The sequence below is a fragment of the Pantoea sp. SGAir0184 genome (genome assembly GCF_043544755.1).
Genome location: NZ_CP028052.1, coordinates 55,119 through 69,056, shown reverse-complemented (window position 1 = coordinate 69,056; position 13,938 = coordinate 55,119). Strand labels below are relative to the sequence as shown.

At 47.0% G+C, this 13,938-nt stretch carries 15 protein-coding genes; 2 read left to right on the top strand and 13 right to left on the bottom strand.

Annotation, left to right across the window (positions count from 1 at the left end):
• Positions 1-81: 81 nt before the first annotated feature.
• From C1N60_RS23595 to C1N60_RS23540, 12 genes are all read right to left on the bottom strand, one after another.
• Entirely contained in the window at positions 82-2,118 is a 2,037-nt protein-coding gene (locus C1N60_RS23595) for a conjugal transfer protein TraN (RefSeq protein WP_394522057.1), read from the bottom strand.
• On the bottom strand, positions 2,099-3,265 hold the full coding sequence (locus C1N60_RS23590; RefSeq protein ID WP_394522056.1) for a TraG/VirB4 family ATPase: 1,167 nt from the start codon (positions 3,263-3,265) through the stop codon (positions 2,099-2,101). The genes C1N60_RS23595 and C1N60_RS23590 overlap by 20 nt, the downstream gene beginning before the upstream one ends.
• 5 nt (positions 3,266-3,270) lie before the next feature.
• A complete protein-coding gene (locus tag C1N60_RS23585) occupies positions 3,271-4,725 on the bottom strand; it encodes a TraC family protein (protein ID WP_394522055.1) in 1,455 nt (484 codons plus the stop codon).
• A gap of 102 nt (positions 4,726-4,827) precedes the next feature.
• The gene (locus C1N60_RS23580) at positions 4,828-5,352 is read right to left on the bottom strand and encodes a TraV family lipoprotein (RefSeq protein WP_394522054.1); all 525 of its coding nucleotides are present in this window, start codon (positions 5,350-5,352) and stop codon (positions 4,828-4,830) included.
• Positions 5,349-6,638 carry a TraB/VirB10 family protein gene (locus C1N60_RS23575; protein ID WP_394522053.1) on the bottom strand — a complete coding sequence of 430 codons (1,290 nt, stop codon included), beginning with the start codon at positions 6,636-6,638 and terminating at the stop codon, positions 5,349-5,351. The genes C1N60_RS23580 and C1N60_RS23575 overlap by 4 nt, the downstream gene beginning before the upstream one ends.
• Positions 6,638-7,429, bottom strand: a complete 792-nt coding sequence (locus C1N60_RS23570) for a TraK domain-containing protein (RefSeq protein ID WP_394522052.1) — start codon at positions 7,427-7,429, stop codon at positions 6,638-6,640. The genes C1N60_RS23575 and C1N60_RS23570 overlap by 1 nt, the downstream gene beginning before the upstream one ends.
• 11 nt (positions 7,430-7,440) lie before the next feature.
• Positions 7,441-8,076, bottom strand: coding sequence for a TraE/TraK family type IV conjugative transfer system protein (locus C1N60_RS23565; protein WP_394522051.1), 636 nt, complete (start codon positions 8,074-8,076; stop codon positions 7,441-7,443).
• A gap of 2 nt (positions 8,077-8,078) precedes the next feature.
• Positions 8,079-8,360 carry a hypothetical protein gene (locus C1N60_RS23560; protein WP_089529221.1) on the bottom strand — a complete coding sequence of 94 codons (282 nt, stop codon included), beginning with the start codon at positions 8,358-8,360 and terminating at the stop codon, positions 8,079-8,081.
• A 13-nt stretch (positions 8,361-8,373) separates the two neighbouring features.
• Positions 8,374-8,805: a conjugative transfer protein TraE gene (locus C1N60_RS23555; RefSeq protein WP_394522050.1), complete on the bottom strand. Its 432-nt coding sequence runs from the start codon at positions 8,803-8,805 to the stop codon at positions 8,374-8,376.
• Positions 8,806-8,817: 12 nt separating this feature from the next.
• Positions 8,818-9,708, bottom strand: a complete 891-nt coding sequence (locus C1N60_RS23550; protein ID WP_394522049.1) for a disulfide isomerase DsbC N-terminal domain-containing protein — start codon at positions 9,706-9,708, stop codon at positions 8,818-8,820.
• A gap of 568 nt (positions 9,709-10,276) precedes the next feature.
• Complete coding sequence (locus C1N60_RS23545) at positions 10,277-10,603, bottom strand: hypothetical protein (RefSeq protein ID WP_089529217.1); 327 nt, start codon at positions 10,601-10,603, stop codon at positions 10,277-10,279.
• Positions 10,604-10,669: 66 nt separating this feature from the next.
• Positions 10,670-11,041, bottom strand: coding sequence for a hypothetical protein (locus tag C1N60_RS23540; protein WP_394522048.1), 372 nt, complete (start codon positions 11,039-11,041; stop codon positions 10,670-10,672).
• Positions 11,042-11,160: 119 nt separating this feature from the next.
• On the opposite strand from C1N60_RS23540, the gene C1N60_RS23535 reads away from it, so the two are divergent.
• Both C1N60_RS23535 and C1N60_RS23530 read left to right on the top strand, forming a co-directional pair.
• The gene (locus tag C1N60_RS23535) at positions 11,161-11,442 is read left to right on the top strand and encodes a hypothetical protein (protein WP_394522047.1); all 282 of its coding nucleotides are present in this window, start codon (positions 11,161-11,163) and stop codon (positions 11,440-11,442) included.
• A 213-nt stretch (positions 11,443-11,655) separates the two neighbouring features.
• Positions 11,656-13,023: a hypothetical protein gene (locus tag C1N60_RS23530; RefSeq protein WP_394522045.1), complete on the top strand. Its 1,368-nt coding sequence runs from the start codon at positions 11,656-11,658 to the stop codon at positions 13,021-13,023.
• A gap of 616 nt (positions 13,024-13,639) precedes the next feature.
• On the opposite strand, the gene C1N60_RS23525 is transcribed toward C1N60_RS23530, so the two are convergent.
• The gene (locus tag C1N60_RS23525; RefSeq protein ID WP_394522044.1) at positions 13,640-13,936 is read right to left on the bottom strand and encodes a hypothetical protein; all 297 of its coding nucleotides are present in this window, start codon (positions 13,934-13,936) and stop codon (positions 13,640-13,642) included.
• Positions 13,937-13,938 lie beyond the last annotated feature (2 nt).

Sequence of the window (13,938 nt, the reverse complement as noted above, 5' to 3'; positions counted from 1 at the left end):
TATTTTTTTCCGCTTAAAATAGCATTCTCTGCAATGATACAAAAAAGTATCATTGCAGGGTAAATAAAAAAGTTGAAATTGCTACTTCTTAGGCTTACTTCCGTCGGGATTTTTCTTCTCCCCTGAAGTGCAGATCATATCCTGTCCCGCCTGGCGCATCGTCTGCATGATTGCAGCAGCTTCTGCAAACTCATTCATGCACTGACACGCTTTAACCACTTGTTCACCCGGTTCAGCAGGACACTGATTGCTGGTATCGCATTCGTGGTAATAGTAGTTGTACTGGACGTTTGCCCCGGTTCGGGTTTTATCAGTCGTACCGCTTACCGTCATGTCAGGCGTCTCTTTAACTTTCCGGGTTTTGCAAACATTCGTACAGTCTCCAACAGTCGGCATCTTCGGCCAGAAAAGTTCTCCTGCGCCGTAAGAAACGTTGCCATTTGAGAACATTTTGTCTTTGTAATCACCAGGCGTGACTGTTTTGTCGATATAAGCTTTACGCTCTATCACGTTGTCGAAGTTGTATGCAGTCTTTTTGTTGCAGCGGTAGGTTCTTTTTTTAGTGAACCAAGGGCGTTGAACCACGATGGAGCAGAAGTTGCCTGTCAGCGTCTGAGTTGGTTTAATGGCGGTGAGTCCTGTATTGATCCCACCGCTGAATGTAGTGACACCATCTACATTTTCATCAACAAGATGACAGCTATCATCCTGCTCGTAGACGGCACATGTATTAACTGTGCGTTCCTGCCCTTCTCTGCACGTCAAGTCAGCCTTTATTCGCACAAGTGCATAGCCTTCACCTTCTCCCGAAACCTCCACGCGAATTTTAAACTGCACCGGACCGGCCTTGTTGAAATGCTGCCTGAAATCGAGATTGGGATTAAGGTTCCAGCTTGTGTTAAGTTCACATTTACCCGGAACTGCTCCGGCATCATTCCAGGTGCCGTAAGGGCCGTTCCAGACGACTTTGTCGTCCTTCCAGACCTGCATCCAGTCATCAAACTGTGCGTTTACAAGCGTTGCGCTGGCAATACGTGAGGGGTCTTTTAAAATGAAGTTGGACTTTACCTCAAAATATTTGCAACTCCCGCTCCAGTAGTTGTCTCCCTGCTTACCTAAAACCAACTGGAGGCAGTCGTTGCCGCAGGACTGTACAGAGCCTTCACCACCATCAAATTGAATGATATCGGTAAGCTTAGGCTCATCGAGTGGAATGATGCGATTCACCTCACAGCTTTTCAGATCATAAGATTCATCCGGGTTAAAGCTCCCGCCCACAATAGCCTGATAAGCCTTGCTTGATTGCTTTTGTGAATTAGCATCATTGCTCATTTGGTTAGCATTCGAATTGTATTTCAGGGCTGTCTGGCCGCTGCTGCTGTTAAAGAAGCCATTGCTGTCGTTCATTGCGCATGCACCACCATCCCCGCCGGTAAATGTGGCCGTCACACCGTCCACGCTAACAGCGCTGACGGCAAAGAACGGATTTACCTTAGCCAGTGCCTGCGTTGCACCGCCACCAAGATCGCTCAGTACCTGACCCATGTTGCGCCAGGCTAAACTGCTGCCGCACTGGTTGTTAATGCAGTAACATCCGCCCAAGTCAGTCATGGCAACCCGTTGCCTTCCAAGCTGGTAGGTTTTACTGTCAGCAATCCAGCCCCATGAGGTACAGGTAGTGGTTTCGTTGGGATTTGAGCAGGTCATGAATCCGTTACTACATACAGCAGAAACGTCATAATTAGGGGAATATACGGTATCGAGTTTTCCATCCATGTTTGCATCCTGCATGATGTTCAGAATGCGTAAATCGCCGTTCCCCATTGGTTGACCGATGATCTTGAGAAACTCAGAAGAACCTTTGCACATAACCTGCCCGTTAAACTCACGTTTACCGTCAAGTGTTTTCATTTTTGTTTCCCCGACCACAGGACGTATCTGGCTGGTGTTAAGCGAAGATGCTGAGTTGGTCTGACCTTTCACGGTATTACTGAGTGATGAGGCGATATCTGAGCTTTTATTGATATCGGCCTCATTGACTGCAACTTTTTGCGCATGCGCAACAAAAAGGGGGAGCGCAAGCGCCCCCACGATGACATTACGCAGCAGGAAATTCATGCATTTCCCCTTTGGCCGCGTTCAGTTGCTTCCGAATATGGTCTGGAATTTCAATGCCGGAAAGCCGTGACAGAGCTTCTACTGGCTCCATTCCGGCATTCACGAGGTTGTTGTAGGCAGCAACGTCTTTACCGTCTGATGTATTGACCCAATAACGCCACGGATCAACGCAGAGCCTAGCCACACCCATACCAAGAGGACTATCAATAAACATTTCACCGTAGCGCGGCCTGACGTTTTTTACGCTGTTAATCAGTTTTAAAGGAAAACCGCCTGTGATACCTGGAAGTGCCTGCAAGCCAGCGGCCTCGGTATACATTTTGGATTCAAGGTAGTAGCGCCATTGGGCGTTAGCCTTCGCAACATCGCCAAGTCCGGGTAACGTTGCGAGGTCAAGGGCAGACTGGAGAACTATACCGAAAGCGCCACGGTATTTACGTGCGCGGCGGTAGCCTTCTTCAACCATGCTGGCAAAACCGTCCATTGAAATGTTGCCCACCTGCTTGACCATAGAGGCGATTTCTTCAAACAAAATAATACTTGGCCGTGAACGATCTGAAAGATACAAATCCTGTGTAATGCTGTTCATTAACTGCATCACCATTGGAAAGAACAATTGCTTTACGCTACGCAGTTTTTCGATGTCGGCGCAGACAAACTCATCGTCTTTGATATTAAACTGCGAAGGGCCGACCATGAATTTTTCAAAGGCACCCCCTGAACCAAAATTGTGCAGAAGATATGCCAGGTTACGTGCTTTCAAATCTATTTCAGGGAAATCTGTTTCATCGTCCTTCTGATAGCTGCGAGATTTAAGAAATTCAATGATGAAGTCTGTGCCCCGTAACTGATCACCCTTCTTGTGCGCCATGACACATGCCTGATTGATCAGGTTGGCCTCAATTTCATCAATTGCCTTACCTGTGTATGAGTAGGCACATGAACCAAAGACGATTTGCGCCATAGAAATGTTCTGTGCGAAGTCCTCTTCATCCAGTGCAATGAAATCCAGCGGATTCATGCAGATTGGCTTTACAACTCCAAAGTCGATGAAGCGCCCCTTACGCATGTGCGTCAGCTTTTTGTAGCTTTCACCGAGATCAGCTATACGGACTTTTGCACCCGTTGAGGCGTAGCTGTCTACCAAGTCATTCAGCGTAAAGGATTTCCCCCCCCTGTTTCCGCTACAACGTAGAAATTATGAGCATTGGCTCGCTTATCAAACATGTTAAGAGTGACAATCTGCCCTTTGCGCCCCTGATAAACCTGAACTGGATCGCCACCACCTCTGAAGTCACTTTGCACAGGCAGAAAGCGTGTAATGTTTTCGAAATCAAGATAGTAGTAACGGTCGATGTTTATTAAGTTCTGGTCGATGTGGTAGAGGCCAAAAGGTAGGCCATGTATGAACATGGTCTGTGCCAGCTTGGTCTCTTTCATCAGTGTGAAGTCTTTGGCATCCCATAGTTTAATTGCCTGCGCGGTTGCGCTGCGTACTTCAGCAGGAGTATCACCGAAAACCATCAACTGAGGGATCATGTACGCAAAGTTACCGCCGTTTGCCATAATTGACTGCATGCGGGAAAATTCATTGATACGCGCGTTAAGAGCGTGAGCCAATCCTGCCCCCACCTTTTGGAACATTGTTTGCGTGGCTTTGCTGCCAATCTCATTTTTTAAATCGTCGTATACGATAGTCAGCGTGTATAAATGCGGGTATTTGATTTGGTTCATGTCATCCATAACCCCCATGAACCCACCGAGCAGTTCATTGGTACGTAATGGATCATTTTTTTTCTGCGGCACTTCATTTGGATAGAGGCAGTTAACGTAGCGCTTGCCGAACCGCGAGGGATATGTAGTGAAGTCATCCAGGGGGCGATGTTTCTCGACTGCGCCGTTGTTGTCGTCCCTGACCGCAGCATTATTCGACCGGAACTGTTCACGCAGATAACGATGCGGGGTGTACTCAGGGTGTGAGACTTCGCCGTTGAAGAACTGAGCCAGCCATGCGAGTAAGTCATTTGCTTCCCAGCGGCGCGGTGCAAAGCCTGCCATTGAAAGCCCCTGTTCTACACTTACAAGAGTGTCTTCCGGGATACGCTGCTCATTTTTTAACGTCAGAAACAGACGATAATTTCGGATTGGAATGTTGGCCATCTTACTGACGCCTTTAGTTCCTTCCTTAAGATACTTCTCCATCTGCTCTATGGTCATGCAGTTGATCGGGTCGCTTTGGTCTCTGAGACTCTTGTACTCCTCAATCACCGGCGTAAGGTTGTCATCAGGAAACAGTATCCACTGCATGACTGTCCCTTTAGGGAACGATGTTCGAATGATGCCGTGCAGAGTATCGAGTTTATCCGGCCCGATAAATGGCGGTGGCACCAGTTCCCAGATCCAACCTATCGTGTTATCGAAATTCAAAAAGGCGTGAGAAACGACTTCTTCATCGCTTTCATCGCTTTTCATCATTTTTGAGTAGCTCAGGTACGGCAGGTAATTTGTGAGTACATCGCGCTCAGAAAGCTTTAACACATCGGACTTTGACACTACATCTTTTAAAAATACGTGGCGGTCAAGGAGGTTTTTAACAGTATCGAGCATGATTGGCTCCGGGCTACTTTGAAAGGATTTAACTGATAAGAGCAGCCCTGACGAATCAGGGCTAAATTAAGTGTCGATCTGAAGAGAATGTGTCTTTTAGCCTTATCTCATGCCGCCACTAAAAAAGTTTGGTGATTGAACATCCTGATTTAGCTGGTATTGACTAAGTACAAATTTCGGACCTTCCAGCATCGAGTAAACGTAGCGCGGCATGTAAGCAATAGTTGAATCGAGGCCGGGGCTGTAGGACATGATCAGTGTGCGAACGACCGTAGGTTTTTTTACTACCGGCGTCTGCGGGTCTTCAATCAGCTTGGCCGTTTGCTTATAAACACGGTCACGATAAGTTTCATAGGAACGACTTGCTGCTTTCTCTGCCTGCACGGATTCGCTCGCCGCAGAATTAGCGGCAGATCCCTTTGGGTCGTCTTTGACGCCGTCCTTAGTAATCTCATGGCCGTAATTAGCGCCTGTTACAGCCTCATCGTAAGCCGCCTCAGATGAGATACATTTGCCATATCCATCTTCAAGCTTGCAGGCAAAATCATTGTGATAGGGCAGAATGGAACAGCCAGACAAAAGCAATGCAGATAAAAGCGTGACAAGCGCGAAATGCGTAGTTTTCATGATTTAATCCTCACTTCTTTAATTTCAAGTTCAGCGGTTTCCTGAATGAACAGAGTCACGTCTTTACCCGCGCCCGTCTCCATCGTTGGGGCAGTCTGTTCAACGAGTTTCAGGAGGTATTTACTCACTTCAGTAAGGCCGCTACCTACGCCAGTTGCTGCGCCACTCTTTGCCAGTTCATCGGTCTTGAAAGTGTTCACGGAACCTAATGGTGAGACGTTCTGAGTCGCGCCTTGTGTGCTGACAAAATTACCGAACCCCTCGATCGATTTGGCGAATACGGCAGAAGCTAAAAGAGTACCGGCGCGTGAAACCACGCGAGCCGACATATCGCGTTTACCGTCTTTGTCAGAAACAAAGCCTTTAATTGGCCCTTCAACCACATATTTTTTTCCAGAACCCACGTCATTAGTGATGCAGTTCATAGACACAGGAAGCGTTATCACGCGCTCAGCGCTGAGGTTTCCGTTTACGTTGGCTACGGCAAAGCAACCTGCAAGGTTCATTTTGATGTAGTTAGGAAGCTGTGCCGGTGTCTGAACTCGAAACATAACTGTCTGAGGATTTTCAGAACCAAACTCCCCCGTCAGGGCATTAACGCCGACGAGCAGGCGGGCTTTCATAAATCCAACCGGCAACTGGATCTTTCCCTTTTTTGCTGAATCATCCTTCTCAGCCACAGGTGTTGAGGCAATACTGTCGTCCTGCGAGATTTCGCCTACCCACTGCGGCTGTACCTGGTCTTGCTGCTGCTGAGTCTGTTGAGACTGCTGCCCGGAGTCGCTAAAGCTTGCAGGGGGAGGGTATGCAGCCGCGCCAGGATAACCGCCTGATGTGTTATCGCTAGCGGTCTGACCGTTATCGTTAGCACTTCCTTTTGCTGCTTCACCGCTCGCGGCTGTAACCTGGTCACTGCCGGTGCCAGTTCCGGTAGCAGGGGATGAATTGGCAGGGGGATACAGACCCAATTTTCCATCAACAATAGCTTGCTGCAATGCATCCTGAACTAACTTATGCGTCTCTTCTTTGGAATCTTTAATGTCTTTTTTGAGATTGTTTACAATATCCTTCGAAACAATATCTGTTTGCGGGGTGGTTTCAACGTGAGTAGTCTCTGGGACTAATTTATTCTTGTCGTCCTGGCCCGTAACGTAATAAATACCCAGCAAAATAAGACCGCCAGCAGTAATAATGCCGTATTTGCGGATATTGTTACGAACGTTAGATGGCTGTTTATAAAACCATGCCCTTAACTTACTTGCGATTGTCGGTTTTTCTTCAAACATTACATGGACTCCCTGTGAATGATAACGAGAGAGGATTGCTGGCCGGTGCTTAATGAAAGATTTTCCGAAGTGATGGCAAATATATTTTCGCCATACTTTGAATTAAGAAAGAACGTTTCTTTTAGCTGCACATTATTTAATGCACGTACCGTATATTGAGTACCGCGCAAGCCAGTACCACCAACTGAAACTTCACGTTCTTCACGTAACTCTACAGGCAACAAGCGGCCGCGTTCATCAGTGACATTACGCAGCCAGGCACCCTTGAGAGGACGAACTTCAAAACTGTCTGGCAAACCGCCTTCGCCACCATCAGTGATCATCTTCTGAGTCAGCATCAGTGCGGCTTCTTCAAGTGATAAAGCCCCAAACATTGCCTGATTATCTTTGATTTTGCCTTTGGTGTTAGAACCTAAAAGCAGCTTGTGAGGAGGGCCAAACTCAGGGGTGACTACAAGCTCATAAGTGCTGTCACCGCACGTAAGAAAGAGTTCTACAGGCTCAGACAAATAACGGTTTTGCCCGTTGGGAAGCACCAGATATTTGAGTTTTACATAAAAACCGCGACGATTACTTGCAACGTCTGCAACGACAGGTTTTTCTTTACTGAAAACAGGTTTAACCGCCTCTCCACTTTCACAGACAACACGGTTAACGTCGCTGTTAGAAAGTGTCACTTGCGTGGATATTTCAGGTAGAACACGCTGGGTATTATCTGCATATGTTTTTGCCTGTGTTGCGAAAGAGCAGACAGCAGCAGCCAGCAGGCTTAACGCCATAATTTTATTCATGGGAATCAACCTTAATTAATATCGAGAATCCAGAAGCGGCCATCTGCAATCGTGTAATCAACATACATTTTTACTGGTTTATCAGGCTCGAAAGAGTCACCAATAATCTTTTTAACGTTTGCAGTAAACGAAACGCGGTGAATATTTGGCGCGGACGTTTTATAACTGAGGTTTTCAGGGTTATCGGTCATTACACGGGGTATTTCCGTCATCAATTCGCGAAGTTCAGAAACGCTGTTAAATGACTTAAAATATTCAACGCGCTTTTCAAGTTTTTCCCGCATTCCTTCACTTCGGTCTGGAAAAACCATGCCGAGTAATTCAGCGAACTTAGCGTCAATAGTGCCGCGCGAAACTGTACCGTAGTTTCCAACGATGAGGCGGAGCATCCCTGTAACATAAGATGCGTTTGCGCTTGCGCCAGTAAGCATCATATCGGCGGATGTAGCGCCATAGGGTGCAATCACGATAGTTTGCTTTTTTTCAAGTCCATCGATTTTGTAGTAGTTCACGCCGCAGATTAAAGCGATGAGAAGAATCAGCGTACTGTTACGCTTATCGGAAGCCGTTTTTTTCTGGTCATCATTCATTGCTTCGCCTGGCTTCGCGGCTAATGCAGGTTTCGATCCTGGCTTAAATACTTTCATTGCTATTCCTCAAAATGCTTGGCTGAAGAATTTGGATATCCGTGTAACTTGACCAGGCCATAATCAATAAGCGTATGACGGAAGAATCCTCTGCCCTGCTTGCGTTTGATTTTTATTGCCAGAATGGAAGCCGGAAACGTTACCAACCAGCTAATCCCGCCAAGCTGCATGCTCACCAGATAAGCAGCGATCAGCAGCATCCATTCATCCCGGTCAAACCAGAATATCTGGATAGGAAGGTGCGCATATTTGATAAACCGGCCTGTATCGAATCCGTATTCCATTCTGTTTTTCCTGTTAGTTGATCAAAGCACCGAGCGAAGTTGTCAGTTCGTCGAGCTTAATCAGGCAAGAACCACCAATTGCATACGGCAGCGCACGGACCCAGCCCTCGTTCATCTTCGTTGCCGCAGTTGCAATTAACCAGCCGCCACCGACAAAGCCGATTGGGCCTTTGGCGACCTTATTAATCGCAATGTCATAGATGTTGTAGCCGAAGCTACCAGCGGCAGGAGTTGTGAATGCATGTGCTGCATCGCCTACAGCCAGAACAGCCAGCCCTACAGCAGCCAGGGTAATAACTTTTGTGACTTTACTGGTTTTCACCAGCTTTAAAGCATTGGCTGCCATTACAGGTGTTTCTGTAGCAGATACGTTAACTGCACCCGCAGCGGCCAGATGTGAACGGTGAAAAAGATTCGCGGTTGTGGCTTTCAGCTTTTTGAACATAGTGACTCCGGTTTATTTTGCAGCTTTGGTTGAAGTTGCTGAGGTCGTTTTCAGCTTCATGATGTTTTCGAGGATCTTGTCTTTGGCAAAGCCGACAACCTTCACAGGGGTATCGGTTTCTGCGCCAAACAGGAACGAAGGGGTGCCATTAACGCCGAGCTTGGAAATGATTTCCTGGTGCTCTTTGATAACGCGGTCTGCCTGTTCACAGGTCTTCAGAGACTTGTAATTGGCAACCTGCAATGCAGTTGCTTGTTCAAGTGATTCATGTGGAAGGGCATCAGAGAAGGCATACTTAACAGCCTCATCTTTGTTATCGGAGCAAATGATGTGTTCGATTTTTGCTCTTGCCAGTGGGTGCCCCGGATTAACCATAAAAATGAGCTTGCGATGCAGCGCTCCATCAGGGTCGGTCTGCTTCAGCCAGTTATCATATGCATGGCAGTAAGGACAGTCGGGGTCTGTAAATTCGTAGTAGGCCGGTGCATTAGCTGGCCCAACAGAAATTGCTGAAGAGAAATCGATGGTTTTGATTGTTTTGCCGATAAGCTGGTTTTTGCTCTTTTCGGTCAGGTTTTCACCGTTCTTATTGTACATTTCGCCAAAAATTAAAACGCCTTCGTGATCAGGAGTTTCCGGCGCGAAGTACATGATATTGCCGCCAGTTTGAAGCTGGAAAACTCCGGGCAGCGGAGATTGAGAGAAATCAGTAACGTTCAACTGGGAAAAAGATGCCTTTAACTCAGCTTGAGCAGCATCAAGATCCTTTTGCGCTACTGATTTCTGTTGCGCATGCGCAGCGTCTTCAGGCTTGTTTGCCTGTGCGTCCTGTTGCGCATGCGCAACAGAGACAGCCAGACCGAGGGAAACAGCGGCTGCGATAAAATGTTTTTTGCCGATCATTTATTCTTGCTCTCCAGTCTTAAAAAAATTGATTCCGCAGATTCAACCGTTGTTACCGGCTTATTCACTACGGGTTTCGAAACGGTTTTTTTCCGCACAACGCTTCGCTTTACGGATGTACTACGAATACTCGGCTTGGCGTTCAGGCTTGGAGGGATGGCGTAATAACCAAAATTATTCGAATTGAATAATTTGTCAGCTTCACCAGTGGGGACCATGTAGAACTCACCGCCCCCTTCTGAATGATGCTTTCAGTAGGTGCGCCATATGCAACTGACTGAGAAGCAAGAATGCTTAGCAGAACAGCAGAGATACGTTTGACTCTCACCTTTTGATTTCTCCTTTATGATACAAATAAGTATCATTAAGGGGGATTATAATTAATTTTTGATTTGGTTCAATGGAATGAAAGTGATTAAATTGAAAATAATACAAAAAAGTATCAGCAGTGAAGTTATGTTGTTGATATGAAAGGGTTATTTAATTTTGCTTGATTGTAATTTGGAGGGGCTTAATTTGGCTGGAAAGTTGGGAGTTGCACCCCGTGGGACTCACAGGGTGCGAGGGATTAGTCTTTATGATTCTCTATGTATCTGGCGAGCGCAGTATAGATAACGCGATTTCCCTTTTGGTTATCCGTTTCTGCAAGTTCCTGAATGTGCTTAGCGGTATCTTTGCGCACCCAAAAACCAACAGTGGGTGCATCGCTTGGGCTGGCAAAATAGCGGGGAGGCAGTTTTCCATCCAAACGTTCTTTAATAAACCATTCAGCAGCATCGGATACTAACTGAGTTTTCATCTCACCTTCTGAAAAATCAAGAAGTTGTTGGATTCGGTCTGTAATTTCTGGCTCGACCTTTAGCTTAAAAAAATGCAAGTCATTGTTCGAAGACATTTCATGTTTCCTGTTTATAGTTGTGTTGTGATCTTGATGGCTGCGTGCCTCCTCATTCAGCAATGCCTATACCTCCTTAGTGAAAGCTTTATCCTTAAACGACATATGCAGGTTGTTTTGATACGCGTAATTCACAAGCGCAGTAAAAATGATTTCCGTTGGTGTTACATTATTGTTATCGGCCAGAAACGCAGCTTTCTCTTGCACTTCTGGCTCTATGAATACATTATACGAATAAGTATCATCAGGCGCAGGTTTCTCGCATGAGATTTTTCTGGATTTGCGATTTACGAATTTGCTGACAATTTCATTTTGGAGTTGGTAAAGGGTTTGCTCACGGGATAAGGCTACCAGACGCAGGTTATAAGCGATGGTCTTGTTAAACCGCTTCAACGCAGTTTTTTTCATCGTTTTCACGCCAGTGTTAACCTCGATCATAGCTCACCTCTGTTTGATCCAATCACGATCCAAAAATTACGGGTTTTTACTCCGGGCGCTACCGTTATTGCCTGTAATATAGTATGATTTTTCTCAAATTGTTAGAAGGGGAAAGGATCATGTATAACTGGCCGTTGAGTACAGCCGTTTCTCTAGCTAATGAGAACTTTTTGGACAGTGTGCAGATAGTGTTTGAGCATAACGCAATCAGCCAACCTTACTCTATACGTTTCAAAACTAAATGCGGTGATCGTGCTCGCCTGGTAACGACACACACCTCATCAGCAAAACGTAAAGTTCGTGGCTTTAGCAATACCTCATCTGCGCGGAACTACCTGGAAAAGAACTTTCCACAGTATGAGCAAATCCTGAAGGATACGGTTATCGAAGAATTGAACTAAGAAAAGACAAAGCCCGCATCATCTGGCAATGAAGCGGGCCTTTAAATTGGGCGGTAGTGTCGGACACACCCCGCTGTAATACCTAGCAACCTTCAATGTTGTTCTTGTTTGGCGACGAGGCGCAACAATGAGGGCTTGGGATTATTATAGCAAAATTTTAGGGTAAAAAAAGACCTGACACTGCCAATTTATCCCCTTATTGGGCTTTTTGGCATGGCTTCTACTCTAAAATTAGCCTTACATGATACTGAAAAGTATCATGAAACCTCTCCTGATGCTTTTTTCGAACATCTTGGCGGCTTACGTCCGGCTGCATATTGTCGGTGGTTTTGGTACAGAAATGACGATCCTGATGGCCGTCATCTCTACATACCATGCGGCCAAACCCGCCGTCAGCGCATGTCTGTTTCCAGCCTTCAAGAGTTTAGAGACAGGGTGCCGGGACAGATAAATCAGTATTACACCCCAAATGTATTCTTTGACTGGCGCAAGAAAGCTTTATTGGCTGGATTCTGTGCAAACTACGTAGAGATCGATACGACCTTAGATCGAGGTTTGCGTCCAGATGAGTGCGAGCGGGTAAGGAATGAAGTCTTTGAACAGTTAAGAAAATCAGCTCTACCCCTTCCATCCTCTGTGGTTGAAAGTGGCTCAGGGGGACTTCACCTGTACTGGACGTATGAAATGCTAGATGCATACCCAGCCAGGCAAGCGCTCTGGACTAAGGTTTCACATGCCTTAACTTCTGCTTTTACAGGAGGTGAGTTATGGAAAGTCGATTATGCTGCTTCTCACGACATTACGCGCTTCTTGAGAGTACCCGGCTCTGTTCATGCGGAAACCGTTTGTGACGTTCGGGCTTTCAGACTTAATGAACAAGATCTGCCTTTTGATGAACTAGCTGCACAACTTAACGTTGCGCCAGTTGAACAAAGGGTCAGCTTTGGTTCAGCAGTGAATGAACCAGTAATTCAAGACTCCCGCCAAACCGCGTCATCAGGCTATCACAGCATCAGTGCATGGTGGCTACGCATCTACTGGCACCTCTATAACCATTTACGCAATGTTGGCAGGCTTAAGCAAGGAAACAGAGACAGTGTGGCGTTCATAATGTTTGTTGCCCTACGCCGCACAGTTTCACTAAATAAAGCCTGGGCGCGTATCAAAGAGATCAACTCAAGTCACATTGGTCTTGATGAGCGCGAACTTCAAAGCTATCTAAGCACAGCCTCAAGAACACTCTACCGATACAAAAAGGAAACTCTTGTTGAATACCTGAAAGCTGCAAACATACCGGTTCCAGACTTCCTACAGGGTGAAACTGTGAACTGGAAAGTGAGCAAGGGACTTGATGCTGAAGAGATACGTTTAAGGCAGTCGAAGGCTGGCATTAGCAGCGCCATGAAGCGGCGCGAGAGTACGTTGGAGTTAATAAAGTCTGCTATTCAAAGTGGAGCCAAAAAAGGGCACGAGATAGCGTCTTTAGCAGGTATTTCGTTGCGAACTGTACAGCGTTACGTAAGCAGTAACATTGCGTCATTCGCTAGTCTTGTATATCCGCCCCCCGTGGGGATGATGTAACTTAATTAGTTTCTTTGGTTAACGGTCTAACCTTTGATGATCTCTTGACTGCTGAGTTCGTCTGGGTGCTGGCCCGGTCAATGCGTCTGGGTGCTGCCCGGTCAATGCGTCTGGGTGCTGGCCCGGTCAATGCGTCTGGGTGCTGGCCCGGTCAATGCGTCTGGTGCTGGCCCGGTCAATGCGTCCTGGCCCGGTCAATGGCCCGGTCAATGGGTGCTGGCCCGGTCAATGCGTCTGGGTGCTGGCCCGGTCAATGCGTCTGGGTGCTGGCCCGGTCAATGCGTCTGGGTGCTGGCCGGTCAATGCGTCTGGGTGCTGGCCCGGTCAATGCGTCTGGGTGCTGGCCCGGTCAATGCGTCTGGGTGCTGGCCCGGTCAATGCGTCTGGGTGCTGGCCGGTCAATGCGTCTGGGTGCTGGCCCGGTCAATGCGTCTGGGTGCTGGCCCGGTCAATGCGTCTGGGTGCTGGCCCGGTCAATGCGTCTGGTGCTGGCCCGGTCAATGCGTCTGGGTGCTGGCCGGTCAATGCCCGGTCAATGCGTCTGGGTGCTGGCGCAATTTATCGCAGCGAGTGCGGTTAAAATTGCGCATGCGCAACAGTTTAAGATGAATGGAAACTAACGGGATACCTTTTTGACGGTTGCTATTAACTCACCGCCTGTGAGTTGATACTTCTTCCCATCAATCAGCATGATCAGAATCCTTATGACTTCTGCATTAGAGGTTTTGGGGGGCAAGTCGTACATTTCCTTAAATCTTGTAAGTGCTGATATGTCATCACCATGCAAAATCGTGTTTAATCTAGCGCCGCCAGCATTAATCAGCTTCTCCATCGATTTTTTATACAATTCAGCCTGGCTCTTGGGCGCTGTTTTACCTTTAGGTCTACCGACCTTTTTAGATGAAGTAATCAAAA